General features: G+C 64.6%; 15 protein-coding genes, 3 tRNA genes and 1 pseudogene. 7 read left to right on the plus strand and 12 right to left on the minus strand.

The genetic code is table 11. The annotated features are described in order from the left end of the window. Positions 1 to 376: 376 nt before the first annotated feature. From C2847_RS12285 to C2847_RS07940, 4 genes are all read right to left on the minus strand, one after another. Positions 377 to 529 carry a hypothetical protein gene (locus tag C2847_RS12285; protein ID WP_164835673.1) on the minus strand — a complete coding sequence of 51 codons (153 nt, stop codon included), beginning with the start codon at positions 527 to 529 and terminating at the stop codon, positions 377 to 379. A 45-nt stretch (positions 530 to 574) separates the two neighbouring features. Continuing rightward, positions 575 to 650: transfer RNA gene (locus tag C2847_RS07930), tRNA-Arg, on the minus strand. A 36-nt stretch (positions 651 to 686) separates the two neighbouring features. Continuing rightward, a tRNA-Gly gene (locus C2847_RS07935) sits at positions 687 to 762 on the minus strand. A 1-nt stretch (position 763) separates the two neighbouring features. Further along, a tRNA-Pro gene (locus C2847_RS07940) sits at positions 764 to 840 on the minus strand. A 72-nt stretch (positions 841 to 912) separates the two neighbouring features. On the opposite strand from C2847_RS07940, the gene tatA reads away from it, so the two are divergent. After that, a complete protein-coding gene (tatA, locus tag C2847_RS07945) occupies positions 913 to 1,077 on the plus strand; it encodes a twin-arginine translocase TatA/TatE family subunit (RefSeq protein WP_018112255.1) in 165 nt (54 codons plus the stop codon). Here tatA and C2847_RS07950 read toward each other — a convergent pair. The 8 genes and pseudogenes from C2847_RS07950 to hslV all read right to left on the minus strand — a co-directional run bounded on the left by C2847_RS07950 (position 1,067) and on the right by hslV (position 9,948). Next, on the minus strand, positions 1,067 to 1,804 hold the full coding sequence (locus C2847_RS07950) for a formate dehydrogenase accessory sulfurtransferase FdhD (RefSeq protein ID WP_105317895.1): 738 nt from the start codon (positions 1,802 to 1,804) through the stop codon (positions 1,067 to 1,069). The two genes, tatA and C2847_RS07950, sit on opposite strands and share 11 nt — an antisense overlap. After that, positions 1,791 to 2,069, minus strand: a complete 279-nt coding sequence (locus C2847_RS13095; protein WP_483028320.1) for a hypothetical protein — start codon at positions 2,067 to 2,069, stop codon at positions 1,791 to 1,793. The genes C2847_RS07950 and C2847_RS13095 overlap by 14 nt, the downstream gene beginning before the upstream one ends. Positions 2,070 to 2,462: 393 nt before the next feature. After that, on the minus strand, positions 2,463 to 3,239 hold the full coding sequence (gene nrfD, locus C2847_RS07960) for an NrfD/PsrC family molybdoenzyme membrane anchor subunit (protein WP_105317897.1): 777 nt from the start codon (positions 3,237 to 3,239) through the stop codon (positions 2,463 to 2,465). Continuing rightward, entirely contained in the window at positions 3,236 to 4,012 is a 777-nt protein-coding gene (locus C2847_RS07965) for a 4Fe-4S dicluster domain-containing protein (protein ID WP_105317898.1), read from the minus strand. Before C2847_RS07965 ends, nrfD begins: the two co-directional genes overlap by 4 nt. Before the next feature lie 10 nt (positions 4,013 to 4,022). Continuing rightward, a pseudogene (gene fdnG / locus C2847_RS07970) lies at positions 4,023 to 6,968 on the minus strand (formate dehydrogenase-N subunit alpha); the annotation flags it as partial. Between the two features lie 117 nt (positions 6,969 to 7,085). Continuing rightward, a complete protein-coding gene (locus tag C2847_RS07975) occupies positions 7,086 to 8,147 on the minus strand; it encodes a tetratricopeptide repeat protein (protein WP_105317899.1) in 1,062 nt (353 codons plus the stop codon). A gap of 11 nt (positions 8,148 to 8,158) precedes the next feature. Continuing rightward, positions 8,159 to 9,409, minus strand: coding sequence for an ATP-dependent protease ATPase subunit HslU (gene hslU, locus C2847_RS07980; protein ID WP_105317900.1), 1,251 nt, complete (start codon positions 9,407 to 9,409; stop codon positions 8,159 to 8,161). After that, positions 9,406 to 9,948 carry an ATP-dependent protease subunit HslV gene (gene hslV, locus C2847_RS07985; RefSeq protein ID WP_015716902.1) on the minus strand — a complete coding sequence of 181 codons (543 nt, stop codon included), beginning with the start codon at positions 9,946 to 9,948 and terminating at the stop codon, positions 9,406 to 9,408. Before hslV ends, hslU begins: the two co-directional genes overlap by 4 nt. A gap of 216 nt (positions 9,949 to 10,164) precedes the next feature. Here hslV and C2847_RS07990 point away from each other — a divergent pair, with 216 nt between their 5' ends. The 6 genes from C2847_RS07990 to bshA all read left to right on the plus strand — a co-directional run bounded on the left by C2847_RS07990 (position 10,165) and on the right by bshA (position 15,044). After that, a complete protein-coding gene (locus C2847_RS07990; protein WP_105317901.1) occupies positions 10,165 to 11,559 on the plus strand; it encodes a sigma 54-interacting transcriptional regulator in 1,395 nt (464 codons plus the stop codon). Beyond that, the gene (locus tag C2847_RS07995) at positions 11,549 to 11,740 is read left to right on the plus strand and encodes a nucleotidyltransferase domain-containing protein (protein WP_244187385.1); all 192 of its coding nucleotides are present in this window, start codon (positions 11,549 to 11,551) and stop codon (positions 11,738 to 11,740) included. Before C2847_RS07990 ends, C2847_RS07995 begins: the two co-directional genes overlap by 11 nt. Next, a complete protein-coding gene (locus C2847_RS08000) occupies positions 11,737 to 12,960 on the plus strand; it encodes a vWA domain-containing protein (protein WP_105317902.1) in 1,224 nt (407 codons plus the stop codon). Before C2847_RS07995 ends, C2847_RS08000 begins: the two co-directional genes overlap by 4 nt. Before the next feature lie 3 nt (positions 12,961 to 12,963). After that, the gene (locus C2847_RS08005; RefSeq protein WP_105317903.1) at positions 12,964 to 13,230 is read left to right on the plus strand and encodes a hypothetical protein; all 267 of its coding nucleotides are present in this window, start codon (positions 12,964 to 12,966) and stop codon (positions 13,228 to 13,230) included. Between the two features lie 79 nt (positions 13,231 to 13,309). Continuing rightward, entirely contained in the window at positions 13,310 to 13,807 is a 498-nt protein-coding gene (locus C2847_RS08010; RefSeq protein WP_105317904.1) for a hypothetical protein, read from the plus strand. Positions 13,808 to 13,946: 139 nt separating this feature from the next. Next, positions 13,947 to 15,044, plus strand: coding sequence for an N-acetyl-alpha-D-glucosaminyl L-malate synthase BshA (gene bshA, locus C2847_RS08015; RefSeq protein WP_105317947.1), 1,098 nt, complete (start codon positions 13,947 to 13,949; stop codon positions 15,042 to 15,044). Positions 15,045 to 15,105 lie beyond the last annotated feature (61 nt).

Consider the following 15,105-nt stretch of genomic DNA (forward strand, 5'->3'; position numbering starts at 1 on the left):
AGTGGTCCCCTGGCGCATGGGTATGCGGGGGGTGGATAAGTGCAAGTTTTGAGGCTCGTATTCCTCTTCAGTTCTCGGTTCCTTCTCTAGGCGGCCAAGGTCCGCTTCACCGCTTCGGCAACGCCCTAGCCCCTCCTGGGATGCGGGCTTCGGCGGCCGGGGCTAAGGAACCTTTACCGCTTTTTAGCGCCCCGGACGAAGGAGGCTGGCCCTAGGAAAGCCCTCAAAGTCCCCGCCGCGGCGGAGGCCGCCAGGCAGGCTTCCGTCCACAAGCGGGGCAGGAAACCCTTCGCCACCCCGCGCCCCAGGGCCCGAGGCCCTTGGGTTCCTCCAGGAGCACCACGCCGCTCCTCACCCTATGGGTGCGGTACAGGCTTCAGGCCTCCCCCAGGGATAAGGGCTTGCCCTCCATAGCCTTGGGTTTGGTGAGGGGGCGCACGAGGCCCAAGGCGCTGACGCGGCCAATGGCGGGGTCCTGCGCCACCCCCCAGTCGGGAAGTGCCGGTTTGGCGCAAACCACAGGAAACACCCCCCCGGCCAGGCCGCCGGGAGGCAAAGGGTTTCGTCTTGGAGTTGGCGGGCCCGGAGGGATTCGAACCCCCGACCTACCGCTTAGAAGGCGGCTGCTCTGTCCCCTGAGCTACGGGCCCACGAGAAAGGCCGGGGCGGTTTTCACCCCGGCCATCTGGAGCGGGAGACGGGACTCGAACCCGCGACCCTCGGCTTGGAAGGCCGATGCTCTACCAACTGAGCTACTCCCGCGTGGTCGGGGCGGCCCGATTTGAACGGGCGACCCCCTGCTCCCAAAGCAGGTGCGCTACCGGCCTGCGCTACGCCCCGGGGCCTAAGGCCACCCCAGAGGCCACGATAACACTTGACCCCAAGAGGGTCAAGGCATGCTACAATGGCCCCATGCGCTTAGGTCCCGTGGAAATCCTCCTTATCCTTCTCGTCATCCTCCTCCTCTTCGGCGCCAAGAAGCTTCCCGAGCTGGCCCGGGGCATTGGCCAGTCGGCCAGGGAGTTCAAAAAGGGTTTACAGGAGGGCGAGGAGAAGAAGGAAGAGCCTAAGGCCTGAGAACCCCTTCGGGTACCGGCATACCGCCTGGGGCGTAGAGGCGGTAGCCTGTTGGGCGCACGTAGGCTGCCAGGGCAAGGCCGTAGGCCCGGGCCAGGGCCACCGCAGGGGCAGTTGCCCCCGTGCGGCTTGCCAGGAGCACCGCGCCCATGCCAATGGCCTTGCCCGCCATCTCCTGGCTCACCCTGCCGGTTACCGCCAAGAGCACGGGAGGCCTCACGCCCTCCAGGAGCATGTACCCTGCCAGGCGGTCCACGGCGTTGTGGCGGCCGATGTCCTCGTTGAGGTAGAGAAGCCGTCCGGAAAGGTCAAAGAGGGCCGCTCCATGTATGCCCCGGGTCCGGGCGTAGCGCACCGCACGCTGGCGCAGTTGGGCCATGAGCTCCAGGGGCAGTTCGGGATCCAGGGGTACCTTCGGCAAGGGGGAAAGCCTGGGTTCACCATAGCGTAGCCCCGCGGCGCAACCGCTATCCCGCACCCCGACCCCCTTCTCGGGATCCCCGGGCAGGTCCACGGCCACCACCCCTTGGCCCACCAGCCACCGCACCCCCTCGAGGCCCGAAAGCACCCCGCTCAGGAAGAGATGGCCTAGGGCGAGGTAGACCTCATCCCCAGGGGTATAGCTGAAGGAAGCCCAGGGCTTGCCGTTCACCAAGAGGAGGAATCGCTCCTCCTCCGGCAAGGGATAGGCCTCCTCCTGAAAGCGGCCCCCTTCAAACCTCCACATCCTCCTCCTCCGCCAGGGCGTACCGAGCAGCCTGGGCCCTAAGGACAGGTAGATCCAGCTCCGCTTTCAGCCTCAGGTCCTGAACCACAAAGCGCTCCCCGCAGGAACGGCACACGTAAACCCGGTAAGGGCCCTCCTCGTAGTAGACCAGGTGGTCCGCTCGAGCCTCTCCACAGTAAGGGCAGGCTAAGCGCAAGGCCCGGAAGCTCGTATCGCAAAAGGCGCAGACGTGAAAGCGACGCCCTTCCGCATCGAGGTATCCCACATCTGGAAAACCTCCACACGCAGGGCAACGCTCCGCCCAATCCTTCCCTGGGAGGTCACTCTCCCCCTCTTCCGGCCAGGAAATAAGCCGCAAGGCCTGGTGAAGCCAAAAAGCATAAGCTGCATCCTCCGGAACCTCACCCCTTCGCAAGCGCTGCGCATCCTCCAAGAGCTTGTCTTGGGTAGGAAGCCGCACGCCGGAAAGTAGACCCGGAGCCACCTGCTCCACCGCCTGATGCACATCCAACAGAGCTTCTTTTAAAGCTTCCGGCCAGGGTTCTCGACGCCTCCCAAGCTGGCTCAACCTACGGTGCACCGCCTCCAGGATTTCCACGGGTTTACCTCCCTTAGGGTAAAGGATACCCCCGCCCCTTTAGGGGCGGGGGCTTTAAGGTTACACTTGGCCTGCCATCACCACGAAGTAGCGGAGCAGGAAAGCCCCCACCAGGGTGAGAAGGGCCGCCAGGGCCACGTTCCTCCGCTCCAAGAAAAGGGGAAGACCCCATCCTACCACCACAAACCCCCAGAAGGCCCAGGCTAGAGGGCCCACCAGGAGGGCCAAAACGCCAGGAGTCGCAACCGGATACGTCCAGATGAGGTGCAAGGCCAAGACTGCCCCTTCCGCAAGGGCGGAGGCAGTGACCAAACGGCTCAGCTTCTCATGGGGATACCAAAGCTGCAAGAGCGCCCCTCCCGCCGTGGCCGCCGAGGCTAAGAAGAGCCAGGGAAGCAGGGGGGAGGCGTTCCAGAAGGGCTTGGCGGTTTGCATCAGGAGCACCGCGGTGTACCCCACCACCAAGGCCACCAGCACCGCCACTCCCTGCTGCACTCCCCTAGAGGTGGGCCTAAGGTAGACCCACAAAAGCCCAGCCCCAGCCAAGACCAAGAACCAACTGCCCAGCCACATGACCGAGGCCGGGTGAAAGCCGTTCAAGAAAAGGTTAAGAAACCGCAAAGGTTGGCCTAGGTCTATGACCAGCAAGCCAGCGCCCACCGCCACCCCCAGGAACGCCCACAGGGCGCTACGGCGCACCAAGCCCTGGTCCTTGCCGTAGAAGAGGACGCTGAGCAAGTAAGCCCCCCCTGTGGCTCCCGCCAGGAAGAAGTAGAAGACAATCCAAAGACCCCAGTGCTCCTCGCCTATAGGGTTAGGAAAGTTTACAGTGATCATTGGCCGCCTCCTTTGAGGGCTTCGCGCCGCTCCACGATAAACTTAAGCCCCGCCCCCAGGACCGCGGCGGCGATGCCAGCAGAGAGCCAGCCTGTGGCCGCCCGCTTTTCCGCCTCCCGGACCGCCTTAGGTAAGTCGTATTGGCTCGGGTGCTCGGTGAGCACATAGAGGATGTGGGTGCCCCCAAGCTCCGCTAGTCCGTAAACATTGGCCCTGGCATAACCCCGCTCCTTGAGCACCCGCAACCTCTCCTCTGCCAAAGCCCGGATCTCCTGATACGTCCCAAAGGTCAGGGCATCGGTGGGGCAGGCCTTGACGCAGGCCGGCTGGTCGCCATTGGAGATGCGATCGTAGCACATGGTGCACTTGTGGACCACCCCTTTAGCCTCGTCAAAGTGGACCGCCTCATAGGGGCAGGCCTGGACGCAGAAACGGCAACCGATGCAGGTCTTCTCGTCCACCGTGACCACCCCGCCTTCCCGGTGGGCCATGGCCCCAGTGGGGCAGCTGGCCACGCAAGGGGCGTGGGTGCAGTGCATGCAAGACCCCCGGATGAAGTCAAAATAGGGGTCGCCATCCGGCCTCAAGCCCTCGTAGTAGCGCATGGAGATCCAGGTATGGGCCGTAAGCCTGGGGGGGTTGGCGTAGCTTCCCCGGTTCTCCGTTTTTTCCGCCTCGAGGTCATTCCACTGCTTGCAGGCCACCTGGCAGGCCTTGCAGCCGATGCAACGGCTAGCATCGAACAGGATGGCAAAATCGTTCGGGTTCGGCATCCCCCACCTCCTACGCCTTCTCAATCCTCACCAAGAAGGCCTTAGTCTCCTGGATGAAGGTGTTGGGGTCCAGGGCCTGGGGGGTGAGCTGGTTGGCGGAGTCGCCCGGGTTCCCGCCCTGGTAACCCCAGTGGATGACGATGCCCACCTGGTGCAGGGTCTTATCCCCCACCTTCACCGGCTGGACCCTGGGGGTGACCAGGGCCACCGCCTTCATCTCGCCGCGGGCACTTTTGATGCGCACCCATTCCCCGTTCTTGACCCCCAGGCTCTTGGCCAGCTCCACGTCCATCTCCACGAAGGGGTCAGGCTGGAGCTCCAAAAGCCAGGGGACGTTGCGGCTCATCATCCCCGTGTGCCAGTGCTCGGTGAGGCGGTAGGTGGTGGCCACGATGGGGTACTCCTCGGGGGTGCCGTAGACGTCCAGGTCGCCCACCCAGACCTTGCACACCGGGTTCTTGTCCTGACCGGAGATCAGGTTGGCCAAGGCGCTCTCCCAGGGCTCGTAGTGCTCGGGCAGGGGACCGTCCTTGAGCTGGGCGGCAAAGAGACGGCCCACGCCTTCGGGAAGCATGATGAAGGGCAGGGCCTTCTCCGGGGGCGCCACGCCGTCGGGAACGTCCCCTTCCCACTTTTCCTCCTTAGGGTTCCAGCGCACCAGCCACTTGGCAGGGTTCCTGGGCTGGCCGTTGAGATCGGTGGAGGCCCGGTTGTAGAGGATGCGCCGGTTGGCGGGCCAGGCGTAGGCCCAGTTCTGGAAGAGCCCCAGGCCCAGGGGATGGGTATCCCTGGGATCGCGCCGGGCCATCTTATTCCCCTCCTCGGTGAAGGCTCCACAGTAAAGCCAGTTACCGCAGGCGGTGGTCCTGTCGTCCCGGAGGTCAGCGAACTTGGCCATGAGCTTGCCGGTGGTAAGGTCGTAGCCGTTGTACTCCTTGGCCACCTCCTCCGCCATATGCTTGGAGTGCTCCCACCAGGAGAGGTTCAGGATGGCCTCCTTGTTGGGCCCGCCCTCCTCCGCATAGAGCTTCTCAAGGCGCCGTACCAGCTCGGTGAGGATCCAGAGTTCCTCCTTGGCTTCACCTGGAGGATCCAGGGCCTTGTCGTACCACTGGGCCCAGCGGCCGGTATTGGTGATGCTCCCGGACTTCTCCGCCCACACCGCCGAGGGCAGAAGGAAGACCTCGGTCTGGATCTCCTTGGGATTAACCCCGGGCCGCTTCCAGTGGGCGGCGGTCTCGGTCTCCATGGGGTCCACCACCACCAACCACTTCAGGTGGTCTAGGGCCTTCCGGGCCAGGTTGGCGTTGGCCGCCGAGTTGGCCGGGTTCTGACCAATGGCGATGAGCCCTTCGATCCGCCCAGCCAACATGGCGTGGAAGATGGCGTAGTGAGAATAATCGGCGCTCTTATCTGGAATCCCTCCCTTGTGAGGGGAAAGCTTGGGCAGGTAACCGTAGGCTTCCTTGGGATCCACCTTGGGCCACCAGGCCTTGAGCAGGCTGATGAAGTACTTGGGATAGTTCTGCCACCAGTTGGCGGAAGGCGCGTGGTTGGCCTTGTGTACCTTGGAAGCAATCCACTCCTCCAGGGTGGGCTTGTCCCCGGTGGGCAGGCCCAGGTATCCGGGGAGGTCGTGGTAAAGAAGGGCGAAGTCCGTGCTGCCCTGCACGTTGGAGTGGCCGCGGAGAGCGTTCACCCCGCCGCCGGGAAGGCCGATGTTGCCGAGAAGGAGCTGAACGATGGCGTAGGTGCGGATGTGCTGGGTACCGTAGGTGTGCTGGGTGGCCCCCATGGCGTAGGTGATGGTCCCGGCCCGGTCCGGGCGGCCCGTGGAGGAGTAAAGGTCGTAAATGGCCAAGAGCTTCTCCACGGGGATCCCGGTGATCTTGGACACCACCTCGGGGGTGTAGCGCTCGTACTGCCGCTTCAGGATTTGGAACACGCACTGAGGGTCTTGCAGGGTAGGGTCGGTCTTGACCTGGCCGTTTTCGTCCACCTGGTAGGCCCAGGTGGTGGTGTCGTAGGACTTCTTCTCCGGATCGTAGCCGGAAAAGAGACCGTCCAGCTCCGTGGCGGTCTTGAACTCCGGGTGGACCAGGAAGGAGGCGTTGGTGTAGTGCTTGACATAGAACTCGTCGTAGCCTTTGTTTTCCAGGATATAGCGGATCATGCCGCCCATGAAGGCGATATCGGTGCCCGGGCGGATCTGGGCAAAGATATCGGCCTTGGAAGCCGTGCGATTAAAGCGGGGGTCCACCACGATGAGCTTGGCGCCGCGTTCCTTGGCCTCGAGGATCCAGCGGAAGGTGAGAGGGTGCTGTTCTGCTGGGTTCCCGCCTTGGACCAGGATGACGTCGGCGTTCTTGAAGTCAATGGGATGATTGGTCATGGCCCCGCGGCCGAAGCTGTTGCCCAGGGCCGGCACCGTGGAGGAGTGGCAGAGGCGGGCCTGGTGCTCAATGTAGACGATGCCCAGGGCCCGGAAGAACTTGCTCATGGCGTAGGCCTCCTCGTTGGAGCCCACGCTGGTGCCCAAGGTGGCGATGGACTCGGTGCGCCGCACCACCTGGCCTTGGTCGTCCACCTCCACCCAGCCGCGGTCCCGGGTGTCCTTGATGAGGCGCGCGATCCGGTCCAGGGCCCATTCCCAGTCCTTCTCCTCCCAGCGCTCAGAGCCCGGGGCCCGGTAGAGCACCTTGGTGACCCGGTATGGGCTTTGCACAAACCCCCGGGCCGCCTGGCTTTTGGAGCAAAGGGCCCCTTGGTTGATGGGGTGGTCGGGATCGCCCTCGAGGTTCACCAGCTTCCCCTCCTGCACCGCGGCGATCATGCCGCATCCCGTGGCGCAGTAAGGGCAGATGAGGGGCTTTTCCCCTATGGGCTTGCGCAGCACCGGCCGTTCACCCCGTGCCAGCCCGCGTTCCCAAAGGAGCGCCCCACCCGTTACCGCGCCTTCTCACCCCTTATACCCCCGCCCCGTTAGGCTGTCCAGGGGCAAAAGTCCTTAAAGGGCACCCCGTCCGGGATGCCCTTTAAGTGATCTCATTCACTACCAGGTTGGCAATACCCCCTAAAGCCGCTTAAGCACCTCCTCCACCTCCCTGTAGCCGGGCTTCAACTTTAAAGCCTCCTGACACTGGTAGCGGGCACCCTCCTTGTCCCCCAGCTTCTCGTTGGCCAGGCAGAGCTGGTATCGGTACTCGGCCCGCTTGGGCTCGAGGCGGACTGCCACCGTGAGGCGGCTTTTGGCCTTCTGGGCATCCCCCAGGGCCAGGTAGATCTGACCCAGGTAGTAGTAGGCTACGGGGAAGCGCAAGGGAGCCAAGGCCACCGCATTCTCCAGGGCCACCCCTGCCTGCTTGAGGCGGCCTAGGACGAAATAGGCCTGGCCCAGGGTGTACCAGCCCTCGGCGTCCAAGGGCTTGAGGCGGTGGCCTTCCTCCAAAACCCTCGCTGCCTCCTCCGCCCGGCTCTTCAGCAGGAGGGCTGAGGCATAGCGAACCCTTAGATTCCCATCCTGGGGTGAAAGCTGGACCGCTTTGCCGTACTGCTCCAAGGCCTCATCCAAGCGGCCTGCTGCCAGATAAAGCTCAGCCAAAGCCGCCCTCACCTCTGCGGAATCCTGCAGGCTAAGGGCCTTCTTAAAGGCCTCCTCCGCCTTGTCCGCCTGGCCCAGGAAGGCGTAGACCAAACCCCTTTGGGCGTAAAGGGGAGCGTAACGGGGGTTCACCCGCTCGGCATCGCGCAACACGGTAAGGGCCTGCTCCAGGTGGGTCTTACCTTTTTCCCGGTCCTCCGCGGCCCGGTAGAGGGCCACATAGGCTTCGGAAAGAACCATGTACCCCCCGATGTACCGGGGGTTCCGGGCCACCAGCCCCTTGGCGTTCTCCAAGGCGGGGTTAAGGAGCCCCACCTTGAGCTGGGCCCGGGCCAGCCAGTAGACGACATCCGGGTCCTGGGGTTTCTCCTTCAAGGCCCGCTCAAAGAGCTCTAAGGCCGCCTCGTACCGGCCCAGGGCGTAAAGCTGCACCCCAAGCCGGAAGGCATCCTGCGCTGCCTGACCGGGAGGCGGGGGAGTCTGGGCCAGGGCAGGCCCAACCAGCAAGCTCAAGGCCAAAAGGAACCAGCGCATCTTCTTCCCTCCTAAAGCACGTACCGCGTAAGGTCGGGCGAGGCGAACACCGCCTCGAGCCTCTGCTCCACGTAGGCCCGGGTGATCTCCACCCGGCCCAGATCGGTTTGGAAACTCACCTCCTCCAGCACCCGTTCCAAAACCGTGGCCAGCCTTCTGGCCCCGATGTCCTCCAGCTCCTGATTGGCCCGGTAGGCCGCCTCGGCAATGGCCCTTAGGGCGTCCTCGTGAAAGACGAGTTCCGTGCCGTCTGCCCTTAAAAGCTCCGTGTACTGGCGGATCAGGGAGTTTTCCGGCTCCTTCAGGATGCGGTAAAACTCCTCGGGGCCCAAGGGGGAAAGCTCCACGCGGATGGGGAACCGGCCCTGGAGCTCGGGGATGAGGTCCGAGGGCTTGGCCACATGGAAAGCCCCGGCGGCGATGAAAAGCACGTGCTCGGTGGACACCGGACCAATGCGGGTGGAAACCACCGTGCCCTCCACGATGGGCAGGAGGTCCCGTTGGACCCCCTCGCCGGACACATCCGGCCCCACGGTACCCTCCCGACGGGCCACCTTGTCGATCTCGTCGATGAAGACGATGCCGTCCTCCTGGGCCCGCCTCCTGGCCTCCTCCTTCAGCTCCTCCTTATCGATGAGGCGCTCGGCGTGCTGGTTCTTGAGGACCTCCCGGGCTTCCCTCACCGTCATGCGCTTGCGCACCGGCCGCTTGGGAAGCAGGCCCTTGAGCATCTCCCCCATGCCGCCAAAGCCCTCACCCCCGAGGACGCCCATGAAGGGGAGGCTCATCTCCTCCTCCACCTGCACCTCCACCGAGAGGCTATCCAGCCGCCCCGCACGCACCTCGGCCACGGAAGCGCGCAGGAGGGTGGCCAGCTCCTCCTCGGCTAAGGCCAGGGCTTTTTCCTCCACCTTCTTCTTCATCTCCTCCATCACCAGCTGGTAGCTGGCCTCCGCCAGGTCCCGCACGATGGCGTCCACATCCCGGCCCACATAGCCTACCTCGGTGAACTTGGTGGCCTCCACCTTGACAAAAGGAGCCCCCGCCAGGCGGGCCAGGCGGCGGGCGATCTCCGTCTTGCCCACCCCTGTGGGCCCGATCATGAGGATGTTCTTGGGGGTCACCTCCCGGGCCACCTCGGGCGGAAGTTTCTTCCGGCGGTACCGGTTTCTTAAGGCCACGGCCACCGCCCGCTTGGCTGCCTCCTGTCCCACGATGTGCTTGGAAAGCTCCCGGACGATCTCCGCAGGCGTGAGGTTCATGCTTCCCCCAGGGTGAGAACCGTCACCTGGCCCGAGGTGTAAAGATCCACCTCAGCCGCGATCCTAAGGGCCTCCTCGGCGATCTCCCGAGCGGAAAGGCTGGAGTGCCGGTAGAGGGCCTTGGCCGCCGCCAAGGCGTAGGGACCCCCAGACCCCACCGCCAAAAGGGGTTCTTCAGGGGTGATGACCTCGCCGCTCCCGGAGAGGAGCACCATCCCCTCCCGGTCGGCGGCGATGATCATGGCCTGAAGGTGGCGCAACACCCGGTCGGTGCGCCACAGCTTAGCGGTTTCCACCGCCCCCTTGAGCAGGTTGCCCTTAGCCTCCTTGAGCTTCTCCTCAAAGCGCTCCAGGAGGCTTAAGGCATCCGCCACCCCACCGGCAAAACCCACCAGGATGCCTTCCCCCACCTCGAGGCGCCTCACCTTCACCGCCCCCCGCTTGAGAACGGTCTGGCCGAAGGTAACCTGGCCATCCCCGGCCAAGGCGGTGACCCCATCCTTGCGTACGGCCAAGATGGTGGTGCCATGGATCTCCACGAGAGGCACCTTACCGCTAGGGGATGAGAAGGGCGTTAGGCGAGGGTTATGAGGGGAAGGAGGACCAGGCGCTCGGGGAAGGGAGGAGCTTTGGGCATGGCGCAGGTTGTACCTGGCTTGCTCCCCCCAGTCCCTCGCCCGGTTCACGCCCCCATGCCAACCCCTTGCCACCCTCCGCCACAAATCCCTAACCCCCTCTCGCCCTAAACTGGAGGGGTGAAGGCCAAGACCCTCGGCGAACTCCGGCGCACCTATCCCTTGGATAAGCTTAAGCGCACCGTCAAGGACGAGGCCCGGGAAAACCTTAAGGAAAAGCTCCGCAAAGGGGAGCGGCTTTTCCCGGGCATCCACGGGTACGAGGACACCGTCATCCCCACCTTGGTCCAGGCTATCCTGGCCAAGCAAAACTTCATCCTCCTGGGCACCCGGGGCCAAGCCAAAAGCCGCATCCTTCGCAGCTTGGTTAACCTTCTGGACGAGGAGATCCCCGCCCTGGCCACCGAGCTTAGGGACAACCCCCTAAGACCCATCTCGCCGGAAGGGAAGCGGCTTCTGGAGGAGGCCAAAGACGAGGCTCCCATCGTCTGGATAACCCGGGAGGAGCGCTATGTGGAGAAACTGGCTACCCCCGACACCACCGTGGCGGACCTGCTGGGCGACATGGACCCCATCAAGGCCGCGCGAAGGGGTACGGGCCTAGCCGACCTGGAAAGCATCCACTTTGGCCTCCTGCCCCGGGCCAACCGGGGCATCTTTGCGGTGAACGAGCTGGCGGACCTGGCCCCCAAGGTGCAGGTGGCCCTGTTCAACATCCTCGAGGAAGGAGACGTGCAGATAAGGGGCTACCCCATCCGACTGCCCTTGGACGTCTGGCTGGTCTTCACCGCCAACCCCCAGGACTACACCGCCCGGGGCCGCATCGTCACGCCCCTAAAGGACCGGATCGGCAGCGAGATCCGCACCCACTACCCCCGCAGCCTGGAGGAAGGCGCCAGGATCAGCGCCCAGGAGGCCTATGTGCCGGAAGGGGTGGCCACCCCCGAATGGATCCGCCTCTCCGTGGAGGCCGTGGCCTTTGCCGCCCGGGAGGACCGGCGGGTGGACCAGACCGCTGGGGTCTCCCAGCGCCTTTCCATCAGCCTTCTGGAGGTGGTGGCCGCCAGCGCCGAAAGGCGGGCTCTTCTTCAGGGCACCAGGCCTGTGGCCCGTCCCCTAGATCTCTATGCGGGGCTTCCCGCCATCACCGGGAAGCTGGAGCTGGAGTACGAGGGGGAGCTCCAGGGGGCGGAAAAGGTGGCCCGGGACCTGGTGCAAAGGGCCTTCGGTATGGTCCTCCCCCGCTACCGCCTGAGGACCGACGCCATCGTGGCCTACTTTGAAGAGGGAAACCTCCTCACCCTGCCCGAGGGAAGCGTGGAGGAAGCCCTGAACGCCATGGAGGAGGTACCGGGCCTCCTGGAGGCGGCAAGGACCCTGGCGGAAAGCCAGGAGTCTGAGGCGCTCCTTTCGGCGGCGGAGTTCATCCTGGAAGGGCTGGTGGGCAGGAGGAAGCTCGCCCGAGGGGAGATGAGCTACCAGGCGGCGGAGAGGACGCGGAGCTATGGCAACTAGCCTGGAGCGGGACAAGGAGGCGGTGCTCCAAGCCCTGGCGCCCTACCCCCAGGGGCGGGGGGTAAAGCTTATCCTCTACGGCTCCCATGCCCGGCAAGAGGCAGGGCGGGGTTCGGACCTAGACCTGGCCCTCCTTGGGCCCAACAGAGCTTATGGGCCGGGTGCTGAGGAGGATGGATGAAGGCCATTCGCTATAGCCGCTACGAGGGAAGCCTCGAGGACCTCTCCCCCGAGGAGATCCTGAGCCTCCTCGAGGACTTCCTCCTGGACTCCGGGTTTTCCAATCCCTTCCAGCGCTACGACCCCGACCCCGAGCGCCAGCCCACCCTGGAGGACCTTTACGATGCGCTCCTCGAGGCCCTCCTCAAAAACGAGCTGGTGCCGGAGGACTGGCTTAGGGAAGCCCGCTCCGCCGAGCGCAAGGAGGACACAAGGCTCCACCAGGCCCTCACCCGGATGCTGGAAAAGCTAAGGGAAGCCGGATACATCCGCCTTCCCGGGGAAGACCCCACACACCCCGCCCAGGGCGGGTACAGGGGCGAGGCGGGTGAGGCCCGGTTTGAGCTCACGGAAAAGGCCTCGGACTTCTTGGGCTTAAAAAGCCTCCGAGAGCTCCTCGGGGCCCTGGGCCGGAACGCTCCTGGGCTCCACCCCACCCCCCACCACGCCCCAGGGGTGGAGAAGACAGGGGAAACCAAGGAGTGGGAGTGGGGAGACCCCTTGGAGCTCAACGTGCCCGAAACCCTCAAAAAGGCCATGGTCAAGGGACTTACGGAACTCTCCCACGGGGACCTGGTCATCGACCTCTCCGAGTACACAGCCAGCATGAGCACCGTGGTCCTCTTAGACTGCTCCCACTCCATGATCCTCTACGGGGAGGACCGCTTCACCCCTGCCAAGAAGGTGGCCCTGGCCTTGGCCCATCTGATCCGCACCCAGTACCCCGGGGACCGTGTGCGCTTCGTCCTCTTCCACGACACCGCTGAGGAGATCCCCCTCTCCCGGCTCCCCCTGGCCCAGGTGGGCCCTTACCACACCAACACCAAGGCGGGGCTGGAGCTGGCCAGGACCCTCTTGAAAAAGATGGGCGGGGAGATGCGGCAGATCATCCTCATCACCGACGGCAAGCCCTCGGCCATCACTCTTCCCAGCGGGGAGATCTACAAAAACGCCTGGGGCCTCGATCCCCTGATCCTGGCGGAAACCCTAAAAGAAGCCACCCTAGCCCGTAAGGAAGGCATCCCCATCCACACCTTCATGCTGGCGCGGGAACCGGAACTCCTGGCCTTCGTGAAGAAGCTTTCCCAGATTACCCGGGGTAAGGCCTACCTCACCCACCCTGGCAACATCGGCAGGTACCTGCTCCTGGACTTCCTGAACAAGAAGGTCCAAAGGAACTGAGCCATGAAGCCCCTCAAGCGCCAAGGAACCTCTCACCGGAAGGGGAACGGGAAAACCCTCTGGGTTTTCCGCTTGAGCCTCCTTCTGGAAAGGCTCCGTCCTCGTGTTTACCTAAAACCCCCTCCCGCCCTGGTGCAGGAGCTTAAGCAGGTGCACACACCCCTCCGCCTGGACCTCCCCTACTACGCCGCCCATTCAGGCCGGGGGTACGTGTTGATTCCCTGGGATGCCTACATGGAGGAGGGGGAGGAAATCCTAAGAAGCCTTTGAGGGGGCTAGGGCATCCTCATTCCAAGACTCAGGCCCATTCCTCACATGCCCCTTGCCCCTGTCATGGCACCTTGAAGGCATGGGCGCGCGGATATCCAGGTGGCTGGCGATCCTGGCCCTCTTGGCCCTACCTGGGGCCCTGGCCCAAGACTGGCGGCTTACCCGCAGCCAAACCCTAACCCAGGCGGGGGCCCGGGAGTGGCGGTACACCCTTGGCCCTTCGGGCAAGGAGGCCCAGGAGCTTTGGCGCAAGCTTTCCAGCCAGTACCAAGACCACCTGCGCGCGGGATACCGGGTGGACCTCGGGGCCTGGCGGGTCTACTTCCTGGGGGGGAAGCTAAGGCTTGAACCCCACTGCCCGGTGGTGAACCCCGCCTGCTTCACCTTTGGGGCCCTTCCTGTGCCCAAGGAACGACAAGACCGCTTCCTCCTTGAGCTTTCCCAACTCCTGCACCGGGCCCTTGCCCAGGCTCAAACCACGGGGGGCGTGGTCCTCCTCTCGCGGCTATTCCGCCTCGAGGTCCCCCGCGGGGCCAACCCTCCTTATCCCGCAAGCCCCTCAGGCTGGCGGCCCTGAGCGCTCCTCGGCCCCTACGCTAAACTGGGAGCATGGCTTTCTTCAGGCAACCAACCGGGGAACATCCTAAAGGTGCGTCTCCCATGGGCAAGGGTCCGGGGGGGTGGGTTCTCTCCTCTCCCCCTTTGCGGGTTTGGGCGTGAGGGTGCTGAGGCTGGGCCTAGTGGCCTACCCCGGCCTCGGGGGTAGCGGCATCGTGGCCACGGAGCTGGCCCACCGCCTGGCCCAGATGGGCCACCGGGTTTACCTTTTCGCCACGGAAAGGCCCTTCCGACTGCCCAAGGATAGCCCTGTGGTCTACATCCCCGTGGACCTGCCCTTTTACCCCGTCTTCCCTGGCCCCCTTTACACCCTCTCCCTGGCCGGGGTGCTGGAGCGGGAGGCCAGGCGGCTTGGCCCGGAGCTGGTTCACACCCACTACGCCATCCCCCACGCCGCCGCTGCCTACCTGGGGCTTGGCGAGGAACTCCCCCTGGTGCATACCCTCCACGGCACCGATGTCTCGGTGCTGGGCATGGACCCGGCCTTCCACGGACCCACCCGGAAGGCCCTCCAAAGGGCCAAGGCCACCACTGCGGTGAGCCGGGCCCTAGCCCAGGAGGCACAAAAGGCCTTTGGGGTTAGCCCCGTGGTCATCCACAATGCCGTGGACCCGGACCGCTTCTACCCCAGGCCGGAGCGCAAGAAGCTCTATGCGGAGGAAGGGGAGTGGCTTTTGGTGCACGCCTCCAACTTCCGCCCCATCAAAAGGGTGCCGGATATCGTGCGGGCCTTCGCCAAGGTGCGGAGGAAGGTACAGGCCAGGCTCCTTCTCCTGGGGAAGGGACCAGAGGAAGGGGAGGCGAAGCGGGTTGCGGAGGAACTCGAAGTGGAGCGCTGGGTCACCTTCCATCCCCCCACTCCCCATCCCGAGGAGATCCTGGGGGCCGCCGATCTCTTCCTGCTGGCCTCGGAGGAGGAATCCTTCGGGCAGGCGGCCCTCGAGGCCCTAGCGAGCGGGGTTCCCGTGGTGGCCACCGCCGTGGGAGGGGTTCCCGAGCTGGTACGGCCCGAGGTGGGCCGGCTGGTGGAGCTTGGGGACTTGGAAGGCTTCGCCCAAGCGGTGCTGGACCTCCTCGCCCATCCCAAGCTCCCCGACATGCGCAAGGCTGCCCGGGAGTACGCCATCGCCCGCTTTCACCCCGAAAGGATCACCCAGGCCTACCTGGAGGTGTACCAAAAGGCCCTTGAATCATAGAAACAAAGCCCCGCCGGGCAAGCCACCCGGCGGGGAGAAAGGGTACCCCTTTACCCGCTAG

It is taken from the genome of Thermus tenuipuniceus (genome assembly GCF_002964845.1).
In the GTDB taxonomy this organism is placed as follows: Bacteria; Deinococcota; Deinococci; order Deinococcales; family Thermaceae; genus Thermus; species Thermus tenuipuniceus.